An 18,738-nucleotide genomic window follows, 5' to 3' on the forward strand; every position below is an offset into this window, starting at 1 on the left:
GACATGAACACTAAAAGCAACCATTCAATGAGATATATACTACTGGCGCTGTTGCTGCTGATATCCGCCTGCAGCAAATTCGGCGATCTGAATACAGATCCCACCAAGTCCAGCAAAATAAACCCCGAGAACCAGTTGATCTTTGCACAACTATGGTTCTCCGGAGATCTCTCTACGCAGGAACGGACCAACAGCATTGTGCTGATGCCGATGATGCAACAGCTGGGCGCCGCTTATTATGCGCGGGTAGGAGGCATGTATATCAAAGACATTACGCGTATGTGGGTAATGTGGGAAAACAGTTATCAGAATGATGTGGTGAATATAGTAGATGCTGTAGAACGCACCAACGGAGTAGCATCAAAAACCAACCTGAATGCTATCTGCCGGATCATGAAAGTATATACTTTTGCCAGGTTAACGGATCTGTATGGAGATATACCCTATTCCCAGGCCGGCAGCGCTTTTTACACCCAGGTGAAGCGTCCTGTGTATGATCAGCAGCAGGACATCTACAACAATTTTCTTGAAGAACTGAAAGCCGCATCCGCGCAACTGGACCCTGCGAAGGATAAAGTATCCAATGAAATTTTTTACAAGGGAGATATTGCCGCCTGGAAAAAATTTGCCAATTCCCTCCGGATCAGGCTGGCCCTGCGCCTGGTGAAACGTGATGCAGAAAAGGCAAAGAAGGAAATACAGGAAGCCTTTAATGCAGATGGCGGCGTTATGATCAGCAATGCGGATAACTGCATGACGAAGCACATGGATATCCAGAATAATTATTCCGACCTGCGTGGCAACTCCGTGTCGGCCGCCATCAATCAGCAAAGCGCGATGCCGAAGCTGGTTACCACTTTCCTGGATCAGCTGAAAAATACCAATGACCCACGTATCAACTACATACCACGCTGTTACAAACAGAATGTGCCGCTGAAGCCTTTTGAAAGGGAAGATATTACCGCGCAGGTAAGAGCCAGCGTGCTGGGGCTGGTGGGATCCAAACCTGGTAAGTATGTGTATGAAGACTGGGTTGGTCCGGTTACAGTTAAACTCGCCAATGGCGCCAATTATAACGCAGTGAACGGTGATTTGAAATGTGAGATGAATACTTGTTTTATGCGCAATAACGCTCCCTTCCTGCATTTGACCTATGCAGAAGTGGAGTTGTTATTGGCAGATGCGTCTGTACGCCTGGGGCTCACACTGGGTGCAGACGCGGCTACGCATTATCAGAAGGGGGTAGAGGCAGCCATGAAACAGCTGAGCCTTTACCCCGGCGGGCCGGTGATCCCCGATGCGGAAATAGCTGATTTCTTAACCAACAATCCGCTGCAGCCGGGAACGGAATTAAAGCAGATCAATAACCAGTTGTGGATCGCTTTAATGCTGAACGGGCCGGAACTGTTTGCCAACTGGCGCAGGAGCGGGTATCCTGAACTGGTAGCTACGCCCAACAATGAATCCACCTCCCTGACTATACCACGCCGGTTTCAGTATCCATTGTCCGAAAAAGAGCAGAACAAAGTGAATGTGCAGGCTGCTATTGACCGGATAGGGGAAGATGACTGGCTGAAAAGAGTATGGTGGGACAAAGAATAAACATCCAAACACAGGAATAAAAATATTAACTGATGAAACGATCCATTTATTTATTGCTGGCGGTTTTTATGGGATGCTGCCTGATGATAGCAGGATGTAAAAAAGATGAAGCAGATGAACAGGCCGATGGAAGGCCGTTCACACCGCGCGTATTCAATGAAGCGGCCCTGTTCCCGGAAAGCCCGGACAGTGTAAGGGTGTTGATGATGGGGGAGAAGCTGCCCTTTACCGGTATGCAATATTCCCCCGGAGGCAAAGTGGCTATTTCGTGGAAAGTAAACGACAAAGAAGTGTCTACTGCCGATACCTTTGCATTTACCGCCACAACCGGCGGCGCTTTCCGTATCCGGTTGGAGGTGTCTTATGAAGGTAAAACCACCAGTCGCTACCGCGATGTTTTTGTAGTGCCGGATACTTATCAGAGAAAGACGGCCGCCGGCGTTGTGCTGGCATACCTGAATGATACAGCCGGCTATAAGTATATCGACTGGAACACGATCACGCACCTGGCGTACAAAGTAGGCACTATCACTGCAGCCGGTGTGATGGATATATCGAAAGGAGAACCTTACCGCAAGGCCGAGGAGCTGACAGGCAGGGCGCACATCAACGGCGTGCCGGTGCTGCTGAGTGTAAGCGGCGCGTTGTCGGGTGATGGATGGAGCGTAAGCCAGAGTAATAATTTTGGCGCCGTGATCACTGATGCGGCAAAAAGAGCGGCGCTGGTAAAGGCCATTGCAGGTTATATTGCCGCGAAGAAAATGGATGGTGTGGATATCATGATGACGGATATCAACGCATCTTCTGCTATTATTAATGCTAACATTGCAGCAACGGGTTTGTTATTGAACGAGCTGCGGGCGGCACTTGGCGCAGGCGCTATTATTTCAGTAACAGTGCCCACCAATCAATATCATGATCGTTATCCTGATCTCTCCGCCGCCACCTGGCTAAACGTGCATGCCTTCGAAGACGGTGTGCATGTAGGGCCGGGTAAGATTCCGGGCCAGCCTTCGGGATATGATTATTTTGTGAGCGGCGCGCAGCTGTGGAAAGCAAAGTACCCCGCTTCAAAACTGGTGCTTGGTATACCGGCTTTCGGACTGCGATATAACCAGCTGGATGCAGACGGGAACAACCTGAGCTGGTCGTCTTATAACTATATTCCCTACAAGGATATCCTGGCAGCAGTGCCCACAGCAGCTGATAAAGAATACGCGGCGATTTCCAAAGGAGTATACTTTAATGGCTTACCACTGGTAACGCAGAAAGCCACTTACCTGAAACAGAATGGCTTCCTCGGTGCTTATATCTGGACGGGTGATTATGATGTAAAAGGCGCCAATTCTTTAACCGGCACTATATTCAACGTATTGAAATAAAACAAGCAGTACTATGATGGCAAAGCGTGTATTAACAGTGGTGTTTATATTGGCCATGTATCTTTCCGTAAATGGCCAGGCGGATACTTTCCGCGTGAAAGGTTTTCATCTCGACCTGCGCATACAGGTGATGAAGATGCCGGCGTTGAAAGCCTTTGCGCGGCAGTTAAGTGAACATGGCATCAACACACTGGTGATGGAATGGGAGGCCACCTATCCTTATCAGCAACACGCCGTTATTTCCAACCGGTACGCCTACACGCGGACGGAGGTTATTGATTTTGTAAAGTACTGCAACGGGTTGGGTATTGATGTGATCCCTCTCCAGCAAAGCTTTGGCCATGTTGAATATATTCTCCGCCACTGGCGCTACCGGGAACTCCGGGAAGACCAGAAAGATTATTCCCAGGTGAACCCAACCAAAGAGGCAGCCTGCAAGGTACTATTTAGTGAGCTGTATAAGGATCTCATCTCCACACATACCTCCCGGTATATTCATATTGGAGGCGATGAAACTTATCTGCTTGGTCATTCGGAAGCCTCCAGACAAAAAGTAGCAAAAGTGGGCAAAGGACGTTTGTATGGAGATTACATAAAAATGTTGTGTGAAGAAGTAGTAAGGTTGGGCAAGATACCGGTAGTGTGGGCAGATATTGCATTGAAATATCCCGACGCGTTACAGGGCTTACCAAAGCAAACTGTTTTTATAGACTGGAACTATGGATGGGACCTTAACCGTTTTGGAGATCATGAAAAGCTTATGCAGAGCGGGTTTGAAATATGGGGTTCCCCGGCTATCCGGAGTGGTCCTGATAATTATTTCCTGACCGACTGGGAGAAACATTTTAATAATATCCGTGACTTCATTCCGCGGGCGAGGAAGCTGGGTTACCGTGGTATGATCATGACCTCGTGGTCTACCTCCGGAATATATTCACCGGTGTTTGAGTCGGCCACCGATATTACGGACCTGTATGCGATTCGCCGGGTATATCCCATAACAGGGTTTGATATGCTGATAGCGGCGTATTTTGAAAGTTTGCGTACCACGGCCCCGCTGGAGATAGAAAAATTCATTGTACGCTACTGTAAAGATCAGTATGGCTTTAATGAAACGCAGGCCCTGTCATTTTGGAATGCGCTGAAAAAAACGCCTTATGAAGTATCGCAGGGAGCGGTGGCGAAGCCGGGCATTTCGCTTGCCGCGTTGCTGGACAGCGCCCGGGAAACAGCCAGGGTGCTATATTCCCTGCAACCTTCCGCTAACAAAGCCAGCTTCGGTCACTTCCTGTTATTGAGTGATATCCGGATTTATTACCTGTCTTGTTTAATGATAGAAGCCAGGATGAATGATGTTGCCTACACCCGCGATCAGGCTGCGGGCCTGCTGCAACAGCTCAATGATCTGAAGCCGGAAGAGCTGAACAAACGTTTCTCTCTTATGAACAGGGACGTATTGTTTCCTGCTGAGATTGAAACGGAGAATACCTTGCGTAATGAAAGATGGAATCAGTTAAGAACTAAGCTGGAGGCTAACAAATGACACATATGAACATGCAGGGAGTATTGTACAAACGAAGGGAAGATACCATCCCCATTATGATCATCGGGTTGATGTTTTTTATTTTTGGGATGGTCACCTGGATCAATGCGATCCTGATCCCTTATTTTAAGATAGGCTGTGAACTGAATAATTTTCAATCCTACCTGGTGGCATTTGCTTTTTATATTGCTTACCTGGTGATGTCGTTGCCGGCCGGCTACCTGTTAAAGAAAACAGGTTTCCGCAAGGGAATGATGATCGGTTTCTGGATCATGGCATCCGGTACATTGCTCTTTGTGCCCGCGGGTATTACGAGGGCTTATCCGCTTTTCCTGGCGGGGCTTTTCACGATCGGTTTGGGCCTTGCTATCCTTCAAACCGCGGCCAACCCATATATCACTATACTCGGCGATAAGGAACGGGCCGCGCAGCGGTTCAGCATTATGGGTATCTGCAACAAAGCAGCCGGCATACTGGCGCCGCTTTTATTTGCGGTGGCTATCATCCGGCCGGGCGATCAAACGCTTTTCAGGGAGCTTCCCGCCATGCAGGGACCGGAAAAGGAAGTGATACTGGACCAGTTGATCCAACGGGTGGTGGTACCTTATGCAGTAGTATCTGTTGTTTTATTTTTGTTGGGATTATTGATAAGATTTTCTCCTTTGCCGGAAATTGATACCGATACGGAACCCACAGCTACGGCGGTTCCGCAGGAGCGCCCGAAAAGCATCCTGGAATTTCCGCACCTCGTGTTGGGCGCAGTCGCCATTTTCTTTCACGTAGGCTCACAGGTGATTGCGGTGGACAGTATCATCAACTACGCTTCCAGTATGGGGATGCCATTCCTTGAAGCAAAGGTATTTCCGTCGTATACTTTAGCGGCCACTATCACGGGTTATATACTGGGTATTTTGTTGATACCGCGGTTTCTTTCGCAACTGACGGCACTGCGTATCTGTACGGTACTGGGTCTTTTGTTCAGCTGTATGATTCCCTTTGTACAGGGAAAGGTGCCGCTGTTGGGGCATCACACGGATGTTTCTGTATGGTGTATTGTACTCCTGGGATTCGCCAACTCCATGATATGGGCGGGAATATGGCCACTGGCGCTCGACCACCTCGGACGCTTTATAAAAACAGGCGCTTCTTTACTGGTGATGGGATTATGCGGCAATGCTATTTTGCCGCTCCTGTATGGCTATTGGGCCGATAAGTATGGATTGCGCATTGCCTACCTGGTACTATTGCCCTGTTATGGCTACCTGATCTTTTACGCATTTTATGCATTTGGCCTGAGAAGCTGGAACCGGAAAACTATAAATGAATAATGAAATATCTGAAGATATATAACGGAACGGTGCTTACGCCGCAACGCACTATTAGCGGTGGTTGCGTGATCATTGCAGATGGCGTCATCGCAGAGGTGAGCGATAAAAACATAGCAATACCCGGCGCAACAGAGATCGATGCCCGCGGAAAATACATTGCGCCCGGCTTTATAGATATGCATGTGCATGGTGGTGGTGGTCACGACTTTATGGACAATACGATTGAAGCTTTCCTGCAGATTGCGATTACGCATGCGCGTTATGGCACCACGGCCATGATGCCCACCACCCTGAGCTGCGATAAGCAGGATTTGCTGGATACCCTGGCTATTTATGAACAGGCACACAAACTGAATGATAAAGGCGCCGCGTTTGCCGGGCTGCATATTGAAGGGCCATATTTTTCCATGCAGCAGAAAGGCGCGCAGGACCCGCGGTATATCCGCCATCCGGACCCGGCTGAGTACATGGATATACTTTCCCGCTCGCCGGCCATCAAAAGATGGAGCGCTGCGCCCGAACTGCCCGGTGCGCTGGAATTCGGAAGATATTTAACCAACAGGAATATCCTCGCAGCATTGGCGCATACCGATGCCATTTATGAAGAAGTGATAAAAGGCTATGAAGCAGGTTTTACACATGCTACACATTTCTATTCCTGTATGTCCGGTGTTTCTCGGCGTAATGCGTACCGCTATGCCGGGGTCATTGAAAGCGCTTACCTGATCGACGGCATGACCGTAGAGATCATTGCTGATGGAATTCATTTGCCTGCCCCGTTGCTGAAGCTGGTGTATAAAATTAAAGGCCCCGAACGTACGGCCCTGATCACCGATGCCATGCGGGCTGCGGCCATGCCGGAAGGACCATCTGTGTTAGGCAGCCTTAAAGATGGTTTGAACGTGCTGGTGGAAGATAGCGTAGCCAAATTGCCCGACCGCAGCGCTTTTGCAGGAAGCGTAGCTACCGCCGACCGGTTAGTGCGGAACATGATAGAACTGGCAGAGATACCCCTGCGTGATGCGGTAAGGATGATGAGTGAAACGCCCGCATCTATTCTTCATATACAGGACAGGAAAGGAACTTTGGTAAAAGGCAAAGATGCGGATCTCGTCATCTTCGACGACGGGATAAACATTGACACCACCATCGTGAACGGAAACATTGTGTACATGTCGAAAGAATCTTTCTCCGGTTATCTTATCTAAATAAAACAAACATGATAAAGGAATTTAAAGCAGGGAAATTAACCGCGAAGATTTATCCGGACCGGCAGGAAATGGGCAGGGCAGCTGCAGCAATGGCGGCAACCACCCTCCGGTATTTATTGGGAAATAAAAAAGAAGTGAATATCATTTTTGCAGCCGCCCCTTCCCAGAACGAGTTCCTGGAAGCACTGCTACACGAGAACGGCATTGAGTGGAACCGCGTAAATGCTTTTCACATGGATGAATACATTGGCCTGCCGGCAGATGCACCACAGGGATTTGGCAACTTTTTGAAGCACCGGATCTTTGACGCGTTACCTTTTCATTCCATCCACTATATCGATGGCAGTGGAACGGAAACAGCCTGTGAAAAATATGCTGCGCTGCTGCAAACACATCCTGCAGATATAATATGTATGGGAATAGGAGAGAATGGTCACCTTGCTTTCAATGACCCGCCGGTGGCGGATTTTAAAGATCCGCAAAGCGTGAAAATAGTAACGCTGGATGAAGTGTGCCGGCAGCAACAGGTAAACGACGGTTGCTTCACCACGTTGGAAGAAGTGCCCACACATGCCGTTACATTAACCATCCCCACATTGCTGGCAGCGCCGTATATTTTTTGCGTAGTACCAGGCCCACGGAAAGCAGCGGCAATATATGATACTATTCACCGGGATATACAGGAACAATATCCGGCTACTATCCTGCGAAACCACCCCGGCGCCATACTTTTCCTGGATGAGGAAAGCAGTGCCCGGTTAAGCCATCAAAAGGTATCATGATGCGGAAACTGGAGGTGCCCTTTATTCCGTTGTATGGTAAACCCGCGCCTGCTGAAGTGAGCAGGATGCTGGACAGGCTACAGGTGATCCCGATCAGTTGTAACCCCTGGCCTCAGTATGCGCATGCGGTGGAGGCAGCGTTTTCCATTGCCCATAGTGAAGATGCCATCCTGCTCAAATACTACGTAAAGGAAAGTCATTTGCTGGCGGCAGCTTCTACCAATGGGGATATTCATAAAGACAGCTGCGTGGAATTTTTTGTAGCCTGCGACGATGGCGGCAACTATTATAACCTGGAGTTTAACTGCATCGGCTGGTGTAAAGCCGGGTTTGGATCCAGCCGTGAAAACAGGGCCCCGCTGCCCGTTACGGCTACTGACCTGATCACCACCGCTACTCATATTATATCGGCAGTGGAGCAGGGCAGGAGGTCATTTGTTTGGGAATTAACGGTGATTATACCAGCGGTGGTATTTAGCTATCATAACATTACCACGCTCACCGCCATGAAGGTAAAAGGCAATTTTTATAAATGCGGAGATGAAATGCCGGCGCCACATTTTTTAACCTGGAATGATGTAAAGGCCGCTATGCCGGATTTCCACCGGCGGGAAGATTTTGCTGACATCTGTTTTCTCTGATTATTCAATAACCTATAAAAAGTACAAAATTATGAAAAGCATTTTTGTATGGCTGTTGGCAGCCATCCCTGTTTGTTTTGCAAATTGTACCTCCTCCAAACTGGATGGACCGGTTCAAACAAAAACAAGTGTGGAGCACGGCAAAACCAATACGGTTGCGGTGAACGGGGTGAATCAAACCACCATCCAGTTTTCCGGCTACACCTGGATCGTAAAGGAACCGGCCGGTCAGCAAGGGCCTCACAATAATTACTGGAGCGGTGATAACGTTTGGGTAGACAGCAACGGGCGGTTACACCTGGTGCTTAAAAAGCATAATGATACCGGCCGGTGGGAATGTGCAGAAGTAAGAAGTACCCAGTTGTTTGGATATGGCACCTACCAGTGGAAGATCGAAGGAGCCGTAAATGCGCTGGATAAAAATATTGTATTCGGGCTTTTTAATTATTCCGGGAACAGCCGTTTTGATGAAATGGATATTGAGTTTTCACGATGGGGGTATCCCAACGCGCCAATACTGAACTATACCGTTTGGCCGGCTACCGGTGCTACCGGCGTCAATAACGTCACCTATGCGAAGGATTTTGTGCTGAACGGAACCTATACCACACACCGGTTCCGGCGCGATGCCACGTCCATTCACTTTCAGAGTTTGCACGGCTTCCAGAATGGAAACCTGAACCAGTTTGAAACGAAAACCTGGACTACGCCCACCTCTATCAGTACCTTACAAATGCCCATACACATGAACCTCTGGCTTTTTGATGCACCGCCTTCTAATGGCAACGCCGTAGAAATCATCATACACGAATTCAAATTTACCCCCTTATCTTAATTAAGTATGAAATCTGTACCGGAAAGATACCCTGCGTTGGATGTGCTGAGAGGGATGACCGTTGCTTTCATGATAGTGGTGAATACCCCGGGCAACTGGAATGCGATTTATGCGCCTTTTAAACACTCCGACTGGCACGGTTTTACGGTGACCGACCTGGTGTTTCCTTCCTTCCTGTTTGTGGTAGGAAACGCGCTTAGTTTCAGTATGGGGAAGATGAAAAGTCTTGCTCATACTGAATTTATGGAGAAGGTATTCAAACGTACAGCCATCATTTTTATAATTGGCTTATTGCTCGGTATGTTCCCTTTTGTTCAGTACGAACAGGGTCATTATATGTGGAAGCCTCTGGCTGACATACGGATCTGGGGCGTTTTACAGCGTATTGCGGTTTGTTACTGCATCGCAGCTTTTATGATCCGTTATTGCAGTAGCCGGACGCTTGTTAGTATGTGCGTATTGATATTATTGTTGTATTGGTATGTGTTGTATTGTTTTGGTGTGCCGCCCGGCCCTTACAGCCTGGAAGGCAATGCGGTTGGCAGATTGGATGCGCTTTATTTATCTCCGGGGCATATGTATAAGCATTATGGCTTTCCGTTTGATCCGCTGGGACTATTGAGTACATTTCCTGCTGTTGTTAATGTGGTGGCAGGTTTTCTTACAGGGAGTTTTGTGCAGAAGAATGGAGGTGTTCTGAAACTGTTTGCTGCCGGCATATTGCTGGTGGCAGCCGGCGCGTTGTGGAACAGGTGCCTGCCTATCAATAAACCGCTCTGGACCAGCTCCTATGTTATTTATACCACCGGTTTTGATTTGCTGATCCTCGCTGCACTGATTACCATTATAGATGTATGGTTATTCCGGAAATGGACTTACTTCTTTGAAGTATTCGGTAAAAATCCCTTGTTCATCTACATTGTTGCGTGGGTAGTGATTGTGCTGATGGGGATGATACAGATAAACGAAGGATCGGTGAAGGGGATTATTTACAGGGATGCTTTTAGCAGTTGGTTATCTGACAAAAATGCTTCCCTGTTGTTTGCTATTGTTTATATGCTGATGATGTGGCTGCTTGGGTATGTGATGGACAGGCGGAAGATATATGTGAAAGTGTAATTTAAATAATGGCCCAGGTATGCCCGGCTAAAACAGGGAGGCTGATGAACCCCGCGGATGCTTCTGCGATGCCCCGGACTTGCGTATGTCATGGATAGCCCATGCACTATCAATACTGTTCCCATGCACTCCTCATGCACTCCCCATGCACTGTTAATGCACTCCCCATGCACTATCTCCCCCCTGGAGTCCCGCATGGGTTCGCTAAGATAGGGGAGATGCGGTTCTAATAGTATATTTTCATTTTATTTAATATAATTCTTCAGATATCCACTTTGGGCCAAAAAAGCCTTATAATCCTTAATGTCAAGAATTTCCCTGACAGCCTGCTTTTTATCTGCCGCCTTCATGAAATATTGTTGTGTGATCTTATAACCCATCCAGTAACCCAGGTCATTAGGCCGGTCGTCTTTCCGGGAAACATCGTATAGCCAGTCGATATAGTTTGTACTGTCAATTCTTGTTACAAATTCCCGGCATAGTTTGTCCTCGTTTTTATTCCCATAGTCTATTGCGGTTTTATTGGTGGTTGCCCCGGATATCAGTTCTCCCAAAAAATCCGCACTGCCTTCAACAATGCTCTGCTGCAATAAAGTTGGATTTTCCATCCAGTTCTTTTGCTGAAAATGAATCAGCTCATGCGCCACAATAAACGGGATGTTGCCGGTATCAGTTTGTTTTTCGGCGCCAATAAACAAACCCTCCTCATTGAATGTTCCACCTGAATTGTAAGCGCCGATCACAAAATAAACAGGCGGATACTGTGCCGGCGGGTACCAGTATTTTAAAGCGTAGAACGCGCTTCTGCATTGTTTTTCCTTTTCTTTCATCTGCAAAGTTGTGGTCCTCACTTTTTCATAGTCGCTGCTGCGCCTCCTGACCACCTTATACAAATTTTCGGCGTTTTTAATCCTGTCCGGAATAAATCCTTTCACCCCCGCACTGCCAATGTCGATGTAGGCACTGCCAAACGGGTTAACGGTGGTATCTTTTTTAAAAAGATCAAAAGCTTTCCAGAAATTATCTATGTCTTTTGTAAGAAAAACAGCGCTGTCGGGGTTATTTGAAAAAGTTGTCTGGGAATAAGCAACGGTGCTGATAAGCACAGCTGTTAATAATGTCAGGCAATATTTAAGCATAGCGGCAGGTAATTGAAAGGGCTTCATAATGATGTAATGTAATTTTTCTGAAGCAAATTTTAACAGGAATGTCCGGGTTGAAATAAGTAATTACTGAGAAATTCCCTGGCTAGGGGAGAGTTGTCATCTGGCAAAAGTTTTGACGGAAAATTCTTTTTTTAACAGGCTTTTCGTATAATTATGCAACGCGCCGGTAACCCGGTTAACCCAATTTCAGGAAACCATATCAAAAGAACGGGCTTATGGAACTTCATGCTTTTGCGCCACCAGCGGATGGTAAAGATCACTTTCAGATAAACGATTTTATTTTTGAGATGGATGATGCGCAGTCCGGACAGGATTTCGATTATTCCGGCGTTTTACTTATTACTATTGTTGCCCGCACCAGCGATGTGGAAAGGGCTGTAAAGGCGGAGTTGCTGGACGACTACGAGCCCACCGGGGAAGTGAAAATAGTGATTCCCGCCCTGGGGATTTATAAAAGCGATGCACCGGAAGGAGTGATTCATTTTAAGGAAGATAAACACGAGGAGCCCTATCTTTCTATGAACCGTGAACGGTTTCATTATACGCTAAAGTTTTTTGGGGATGTTGTTTTTAAAGATGGCTGGGTAGCGCTGTTGGGGCAGCTGAAACCTTCCTGGAGTGATCAGCCGGTTTTTCCGGTTACTATTTACAGGAAGATAGATACCGCACAGTTAAACTGGGATCGATATTGCTTTACTGCTGTGGAAGAAGCAGCAGCCGCCCCGGTAGAATGGGTGAAAAAGCTGGTGCTTATCAATCCCACATTCGACCGGCTGCCGAATGAATTTTATCGCCTGAAAGCATTGCGGCATGTAGAGATCACCGCTAAATGGCCGGTGAAGAAGCTACCCCTGGAACGGCTGGATGATAAGCTGCTTCATCTCCAGGAACTGGAGCACCTCGTGATTGTTGATTCAAGCCTGTGCCGTATTCCCGAATATATGAGCAAGCTCACAAAGCTCAAACATTGTTCGTTTGCCGGCGGCGACCTGTCGCGTGTGCCCGCCCACCTCATGGATATGCCGCACCTGGAATATCTTAACCTGAACGGCAACCAGCTCAGCGAAATTTCAGTGTTTGAATTGCCGGAGCTTAAATATCTGCACCTGGCGAAGAACCAATTAAAAACTTTGCCCGAAAACCTGCTGACTCTGCCAAAAATTGTGAAGATCAACGCCGCCAATAACCCGTTTTCATTCCTGCCCGCTGCTTATTCAGCTTTTGCCGGGCTGGATCTGGATATGAATAATAAACAGCAGGTGCTTGATAATACCTACAAAGATGCAGATGGCAACGGACCGGTTAAGTGGAACGATGAACTGTTTTTTGCACAACAGGATGAAGCGTTAATCAGGCCCGTCGACGAAATCCTCATGGAAGACGGGTTACTGCTGCACCGTGAAGCCTTACGCGCGCTCGTAAAACGGACGATCGGGTTTAATCATTCCGGTGAGGAAGACTACGCCGCTACCGGTAATCACCGGTTTGGCGGCATGCCCGACCTGCCTGGGAATATTGAGTATCCTGATTATTACGACGATTATAACAAGCAGCATTATAAGTATGAATTTATAGCCCAGGTTAATTGCGAAGCACTGGCGCCGTTGCAGGAATATTTACCGGCAACGGGAACGCTTTTCTTTTTCCTGGAAACTATCCATAACATCGGCGCCCGCGACGGGCATTTGCCTTGTAAAGTGTTGTATGTGGCCGATAACTCCATGCTGCAATCGGGCAAAAGGTTTTCCTTCCCGGAGGAGGACTTTTATGAACTGGAGAACGGACAATACACGCCCTATAAAGCAAATGCCGTTGTTAAAAATTCGGTGCCGGGGTTTTACTCCTGGCATTCCAACCAGTACATTTTCCGGGAGGTTTCAAAACCTTTGCTGCAGGAGGAAGCACTACTCGATAGCCTGTACGAAGTTTTTGAAGAACCGGTTAATTTCCTGCAGGAAAGTGATTATGAAATCAATAACTATGGTTTCACCCAGCATCAATCCCCGGAGTTGCAGGCGGCGCTGGCCTGCAAAGGAAACCCTGAAGACTGGACCATCCTGCTTACTGTAAAATCCCGTGGGGATTTTTCGTGGGGAGATGCCGGCGATTTGTTTTTTGTTATACATAAAAGCGACCTTGCGAAAAAGGATTTCCGCAAGGTGTTTATAACGATAGAGAGCAGCTAAGTTTCACAGATTACATAATGAAAGTTATATTGTTATGAGAAGAAAATTAATTTTGTTCTGGCAGCGTTATGGTCCTCCTATAGAAGTAGCGGGACTTATACTTTTAATTATCGGGAGCACCTATATGAAAAACTCCGTTACTTTTAAAAGTATCGCCGTTGCTTTCTGGATTGTGTGTATGGTAATTTATATAATAGCGGAACCAACCTACCGTACGTTCCGGTTCTGGCTTTTTCTGATACTTGGTTTAACCCTGGCCACCAGCCAGGTACTTCAGTTGATAGGTACCTTTAATTAATTATCCGGGGGGAGATAGATAACCGCACATAGTGGTCGCTTTCTTTTAAACAGGTTGCCGCGGGCACGAAATTCCTTTTTGATGCGTACTTTCGAAGTTTAATAAAGCTCCCGGTTTACAAAGTTATGGATGCAGGAATATTTATAACCAGCACATCGCTGCTGGATGATACCTTTTTTGAAGATGCGACCCTTTTCATTACTGAATATAATGAAAAGGGAGCGATGGGGTTTGTGGTGAATAAGGAGTTTCCCCGTAAGTTTAATGAATTGGAAGAGTTCAGATATAGTCCGCCGTTTCCGCTGTATGATGGCGGCCCTGTGGACCGGGAACATCTTTATTTTGTACACCGGCGCCCTGATCTGATAGCAGGAGGTGTCCCGGTAGCGGATAACATCTATATGGGAGGTGACTTTAAGGCCGCGGTGATGCATATGAATAATGGAACAATATTGGAACAGGACATCCGGTTATTCATCGGGTATTGTGGCTGGAACACGCATGAACTCGAAGAGGAAATAGCAGAGGGCAGTTGGGAGATATGGGAGGAAGGCAGGCTGTTTTAATGGCTGACAGGTGGATTTTTAAAAAAGAAGTTATTTTGCAGGTTGATTTTGCGAAGTAAAATTGATAAATAGTATTAATATGTCTACAGGTGAAAATGTAAATGCCAGCTTAGGCGGAGATCCGTATGAAAATTTTCGTTCATTGTTGCAGCAATCAATAGTATTCCCTACTGAATATACTTTTAAGTTTATTATTAAGGCGGACGAGGATAAGATAGCAGAGCTGAAGTCGATGTTTGCGGATGTAAGCGCAAGAATTACAGAAACTAATTCTTCCGGGGGGAAATATAAGTCCTTTACGGTGCAGGTACCTGTTCAGGATGAGGAGGAGGTGATCTCGTACTATAAAGAGGTGTCAAAAATTGATTCGGTGATTATGCTGTAGGAACGGTTGCTATGCAAAAAAGTATGCATGAATTGTTATAATATTGACATTTTTCGATATGTTGCATCGTGATTAAACCCAATTGCCTATATTCGGGAACTTATATATAATTTTAATTTGAAATTTATGAAGCAAACAGTACCTGCCTTTGCCCTGCTGCTTACACTTGCAGCATGTGGCGGTGCTTCGACTGATCAGGCGAAGACCGAAGAAAAGAAAGAAGCAGCTGTGACCGCCGGCGCAGCTTATACAATTGACACTGCCACTACAACTGTACAATGGCGTGCTACTCACAAAGGTGGATTTGCCCCCCGCTTTGGTACTATCAAAGTTGCAGATGGTAGTCTCAACGTTGAAAACGGAGCGGTTACCGGTGGTAGCTTTGATGTAAACCTGACTACCCTGTTGGCAGACCCGGCTTCTGTTACTGAACCGGATAAAAAGGCTTCCGATCTGGAAGGGCACCTGAAAAGCCCCGACTTTTTTGATGTAGCCAAATATCCATCAGCTAAATTTGTTATCACATCTGTAGCTCCTTTCGACAGTACCAAGCAGAAAAGCCTGCTTCCTGGCGCTACCAATCTTATCAGCGGCAACCTGACCCTGAAAGACAGCACCCTGAACATCACTTTCCCTGCACAAATCACTGTTGGCGAAAACGACGTTACTGCTAATGCAAAATTCGTGATCGACAGATCTTCATGGGGTATCAACTACAAAACAGAAGGTAGCCCTGAAAACTGGATGATCAGTAAAGATGTTGAAATTGGTTTCAGCCTGAAAGCAGCAAAGAAATAAATTCTTTACTACGGCTTAAAGCCCTGATATATCAATATCAAAATAAAGCAGCCTGGCACGAGCATGTGCCAGGCTGCTTTATTTTAGCTAGTTGCTACCAAAAACTCTTCTCCGTACTGAAGGGCGGAAGTTATCTGTTCTGCCTGGCGGAAATTTCAAAGTTAATTACAACAAAATGTAGTAAATAAATGTTTACATCTAAATGGTTGAGTATGATATATATACAACAATAGATTGATGATACATATATTTAAACATCATATTCATCTGTTGTAGAAAATACGCTTAAATTATAGAACGTTCAGGTATCTAAAGCTGTCAGATGATTATCAGATCAAATAAAGCCGCTCTATGGAAAGGAGCTTTAATTCCACTGGTATATTTTATATTGACTTTCTTTATCGCACAGCATCATACCTTGTTTGAGGAATGGGATGGCGCCATGCAATACCTTGCTGGTGTGGAAATCTTTGAAGGAAAAGGATATCGTGGAATGAGTTCACATTTCTGGCCTCCTCTTTTTACGCTTTTGACGGGTATATTCACCTGGGTTTTTCAGGATGGTTTTGTGGCTGCCAAATTTATATCCGTGCTTTCCTCCTCCGTGCTACTCCTGGTTGTTTATCGCTTTGTGAGGAATTTCACCGGCGGGGAAGTCCCCGCTTTTTTAGCGCAGCTACTGATCGCCGTTAATCCCACTTACTTCGTTTATAGTATCCAGGCACAAAACGCCATGCTGGATACGTTGTTTTATGTAAGTGCCATTTGCTTTTTTTTTGAAGCCCTGCAATCTTCTTCCTATAAATATCTTTTCATAACGGGAATAATAGCCGGCCTGGCAGGGTTAACACGGTATACCAGTTACGCATTGCTGCCTGCCTTTGCAATACTGTTGTTTTTCTACAACCGGCCACGGACCGGCTGTTTAAATGTGCTCACCTTGTTACTGGGATTTGCAATTGTTTCCCTGCCCTGGTGGATCATCAATACACTTAATAACGGAAGTCCTTTGAATACCTGGCATTACCTGAACGTTGGCTATGGTTTATCGTTCCGGTCAGCTCCCATTAACCCGAAATGGTGGTGGCATGATCAGACCGCATATCATTCCGCCTGGCAGATTATCCGGGAATCTCCATTAAATTACGGGAAGCATTTTTTATATAATGTAATGCAGGTTTTCTCCATACTCACGATAAAAACTTTACTGTCTTTTATTGGTTGCATTATTTTATTTTTTGTACAGTTTTTTTATACCAGGAAGAATAAATCCTCTGCGGCAAGTAATAAATTTTTTATTGTGATGGCAACCTGTTTAATACTATATACAGGTTTAATTTCCCAGGCATTTATTGTGGATCGTTTGCTTTTGAGCTGGTATGTAATAACCGGTATAGCTGTAGCTGTTTCGTTGTATATAATAAGCATTTCCAGCCCGGAATGGATAAAACTAAAGCCGGTTATTACAGTTGGCCTGCTCTGTTTTTTGCTGGTAAATGTAACAGTAGCTGCCAGGAAGATGGATATTTACCTGAATGACAACAACGATAGCGGGCAGTTGGCAGACACCAAAAGAATAGCACAGCTTTTAAAAGCAGAAGACCCGGATCTTGCCCAAAAAACGGTTATGGCCATACATCCTGCTATTGCCTATTATCTGGGATGCCAGTTTGTGGTGACGCCACTTTATTATGAAAGTAATAATATCAATGATTGGATCGCGTATCGTTATTTTGATCAAAAGATCATTAACTATGTTCCCCGCTTTCCGGGTGATCTGAATATTAAAAAGTCTCCTGTCAATTATCTTATCTTTGACCGGGTCAGTAGTAAATATCTCCCTCAATTTTCCTTTTTACTGGATGAGCATACCAATAAGTTACCCGCTAATTTCGAGCGGTTGTTACTGACAAAGGATGTGGCGCTTTACCGGATCAGAAATTATAAATAGTTATCTGCTATAATTGCACTTCGCTCTTATCTCTTCCAGATATTTCCTGATATTTTTTTCCAACTCTGCCGGGTAACTATATCCCAGCTTTTCAGACAGTTCAACGCCCAGGAGATGCACCAGGTCAGCGTAAGCAAACAGGGCATTCCAATTTTCCCCGATGTCACTTCCCGAAAATGTGGATTCGATTTTTTCCCACAAACCGGAGGGCAGGTATTTTTTGAACAACCTGCCGTGTTTGTTGGTAGTGATATCCCAGTTGTGGCGACTGGCGATATACCACTCTATCATGGGAACTAAATAATCCGTTCTCATCATATTTTCGGTCATGAATTTGGCATAGAAAATTTCATCACGGGCGAGGCATTTAGCCACGTAGGTCATGTCCCACCAACAATCATTCATTACCTGGTTGAACTTTTGCGCTGCAGGTTTTTTAATGATGACAGATTGGTAAGTGGGCGCCTTTAATTGTTGGGTAAGATGGTGCTTGTCAACAAGAACTTTGTAACCCACGTCCCAATCCTCCGGTAAGGTGTCACTATGGACCTCTTTTATAAATTCAGACTTTTTATATAGTTTGAAATCTACTTTTACATAATCATCATACAGCACCATTTTCATAGCGTGTTTATTGTCAAATACGGTTTCATCTTCTTCAACCATTGAAACAGGTGTTCCAAAGGCATGCGTCCATTCATTGTTCAGCTGATAGGGCTCCATGTTTTCAAAAACCAGTTCAATATCAAGGTCGCTGAAGTCGTCGACCGGGGCCAGTGGGTTTACCAGGGAGCTGGTGAGGAGCATTACGCTGACATCTTTATTATCTTTAGCCCAATCAATAATTTGCTGTAGTTTTTCGTCTCTTACCTTCACCGGATGAAATTAGCTTTAGTATTAAAGATAATGCATTTTTAAACTTATTGGAGATAGCCCATAGCCTTA

17 protein-coding genes are annotated in these 18,738 nt (G+C 45.9%); 15 read left to right on the top strand and 2 right to left on the bottom strand.

All coding sequences use genetic code 11. The annotated features are described in order from the left end of the window. The first annotated feature begins 27 nt into the window (after positions 1–27). From PV783_RS13020 to PV783_RS13060, 9 genes are read left to right on the top strand one after another with little or no spacing between them, the layout of a single operon-like run. Positions 28–1,602, top strand: coding sequence for a SusD/RagB family nutrient-binding outer membrane lipoprotein (locus tag PV783_RS13020; RefSeq protein ID WP_159454204.1), 1,575 nt, complete (start codon positions 28–30; stop codon positions 1,600–1,602). A 32-nt stretch (positions 1,603–1,634) separates the two neighbouring features. Continuing rightward, a complete protein-coding gene (locus PV783_RS13025; protein ID WP_420988281.1) occupies positions 1,635–2,984 on the top strand; it encodes a glycosyl hydrolase family 18 protein in 1,350 nt (449 codons plus the stop codon). Positions 2,985–2,997: 13 nt separating this feature from the next. After that, entirely contained in the window at positions 2,998–4,527 is a 1,530-nt protein-coding gene (locus tag PV783_RS13030; protein WP_420988282.1) for a beta-N-acetylhexosaminidase, read from the top strand. A gap of 5 nt (positions 4,528–4,532) precedes the next feature. Continuing rightward, entirely contained in the window at positions 4,533–5,855 is a 1,323-nt protein-coding gene (locus PV783_RS13035; protein WP_420988283.1) for a sugar MFS transporter, read from the top strand. Continuing rightward, the gene (nagA, locus tag PV783_RS13040) at positions 5,855–7,063 is read left to right on the top strand and encodes an N-acetylglucosamine-6-phosphate deacetylase (protein WP_420988284.1); all 1,209 of its coding nucleotides are present in this window, start codon (positions 5,855–5,857) and stop codon (positions 7,061–7,063) included. Before PV783_RS13035 ends, nagA begins: the two co-directional genes overlap by 1 nt. An 11-nt stretch (positions 7,064–7,074) precedes the next feature. Continuing rightward, positions 7,075–7,848: a glucosamine-6-phosphate deaminase gene (locus PV783_RS13045; RefSeq protein ID WP_420988285.1), complete on the top strand. Its 774-nt coding sequence runs from the start codon at positions 7,075–7,077 to the stop codon at positions 7,846–7,848. Then, on the top strand, positions 7,845–8,489 hold the full coding sequence (locus tag PV783_RS13050; RefSeq protein ID WP_420988286.1) for a carbohydrate-binding family 9-like protein: 645 nt from the start codon (positions 7,845–7,847) through the stop codon (positions 8,487–8,489). Before PV783_RS13045 ends, PV783_RS13050 begins: the two co-directional genes overlap by 4 nt. 31 nt (positions 8,490–8,520) lie before the next feature. Then, on the top strand, positions 8,521–9,324 hold the full coding sequence (locus tag PV783_RS13055) for a glycoside hydrolase family 16 protein (protein WP_420988287.1): 804 nt from the start codon (positions 8,521–8,523) through the stop codon (positions 9,322–9,324). A gap of 6 nt (positions 9,325–9,330) precedes the next feature. Beyond that, positions 9,331–10,443: an acyltransferase family protein gene (locus tag PV783_RS13060; RefSeq protein ID WP_420988288.1), complete on the top strand. Its 1,113-nt coding sequence runs from the start codon at positions 9,331–9,333 to the stop codon at positions 10,441–10,443. 245 nt (positions 10,444–10,688) lie between these two features. Here PV783_RS13060 and PV783_RS13065 read toward each other — a convergent pair whose 3' ends face one another. Then, complete coding sequence (locus PV783_RS13065) at positions 10,689–11,609, bottom strand: DUF2268 domain-containing putative Zn-dependent protease (protein ID WP_420988289.1); 921 nt, start codon at positions 11,607–11,609, stop codon at positions 10,689–10,691. A 215-nt stretch (positions 11,610–11,824) separates the two neighbouring features. Here PV783_RS13065 and PV783_RS13070 point away from each other — a divergent pair, with 215 nt between their 5' ends. The 6 genes from PV783_RS13070 to PV783_RS13095 all read left to right on the top strand — a co-directional run bounded on the left by PV783_RS13070 (position 11,825) and on the right by PV783_RS13095 (position 17,793). Next, positions 11,825–13,795: a DUF1963 domain-containing protein gene (locus tag PV783_RS13070; protein ID WP_420988290.1), complete on the top strand. Its 1,971-nt coding sequence runs from the start codon at positions 11,825–11,827 to the stop codon at positions 13,793–13,795. Between the two features lie 34 nt (positions 13,796–13,829). After that, positions 13,830–14,093 (top strand): hypothetical protein, encoded by a 264-nt coding sequence (locus tag PV783_RS13075; RefSeq protein ID WP_079468367.1) that lies wholly within the window; start codon positions 13,830–13,832, stop codon positions 14,091–14,093. A gap of 125 nt (positions 14,094–14,218) precedes the next feature. Continuing rightward, the gene (locus tag PV783_RS13080; protein ID WP_079468366.1) at positions 14,219–14,659 is read left to right on the top strand and encodes a YqgE/AlgH family protein; all 441 of its coding nucleotides are present in this window, start codon (positions 14,219–14,221) and stop codon (positions 14,657–14,659) included. A 79-nt stretch (positions 14,660–14,738) separates the two neighbouring features. Further along, positions 14,739–15,044 carry a DUF493 domain-containing protein gene (locus PV783_RS13085; RefSeq protein ID WP_111578949.1) on the top strand — a complete coding sequence of 102 codons (306 nt, stop codon included), beginning with the start codon at positions 14,739–14,741 and terminating at the stop codon, positions 15,042–15,044. 126 nt (positions 15,045–15,170) lie between these two features. Further along, positions 15,171–15,842 carry a YceI family protein gene (locus tag PV783_RS13090; protein ID WP_111578948.1) on the top strand — a complete coding sequence of 224 codons (672 nt, stop codon included), beginning with the start codon at positions 15,171–15,173 and terminating at the stop codon, positions 15,840–15,842. A 322-nt stretch (positions 15,843–16,164) separates the two neighbouring features. Beyond that, complete coding sequence (locus PV783_RS13095; RefSeq protein ID WP_420988291.1) at positions 16,165–17,793, top strand: ArnT family glycosyltransferase; 1,629 nt, start codon at positions 16,165–16,167, stop codon at positions 17,791–17,793. Here PV783_RS13095 and PV783_RS13100 read toward each other — a convergent pair whose 3' ends face one another. After that, positions 17,794–18,669, bottom strand: a complete 876-nt coding sequence (locus tag PV783_RS13100) for an AadS family aminoglycoside 6-adenylyltransferase (RefSeq protein WP_420988292.1) — start codon at positions 18,667–18,669, stop codon at positions 17,794–17,796. It lies immediately after the preceding gene. Positions 18,670–18,738: the final 69 nt, after the last annotated feature.

The organism is Chitinophaga sp. CC14, assembly GCF_048957795.1.
GTDB classification, from domain to species: domain Bacteria; phylum Bacteroidota; class Bacteroidia; order Chitinophagales; family Chitinophagaceae; genus Chitinophaga; species Chitinophaga ginsengisegetis.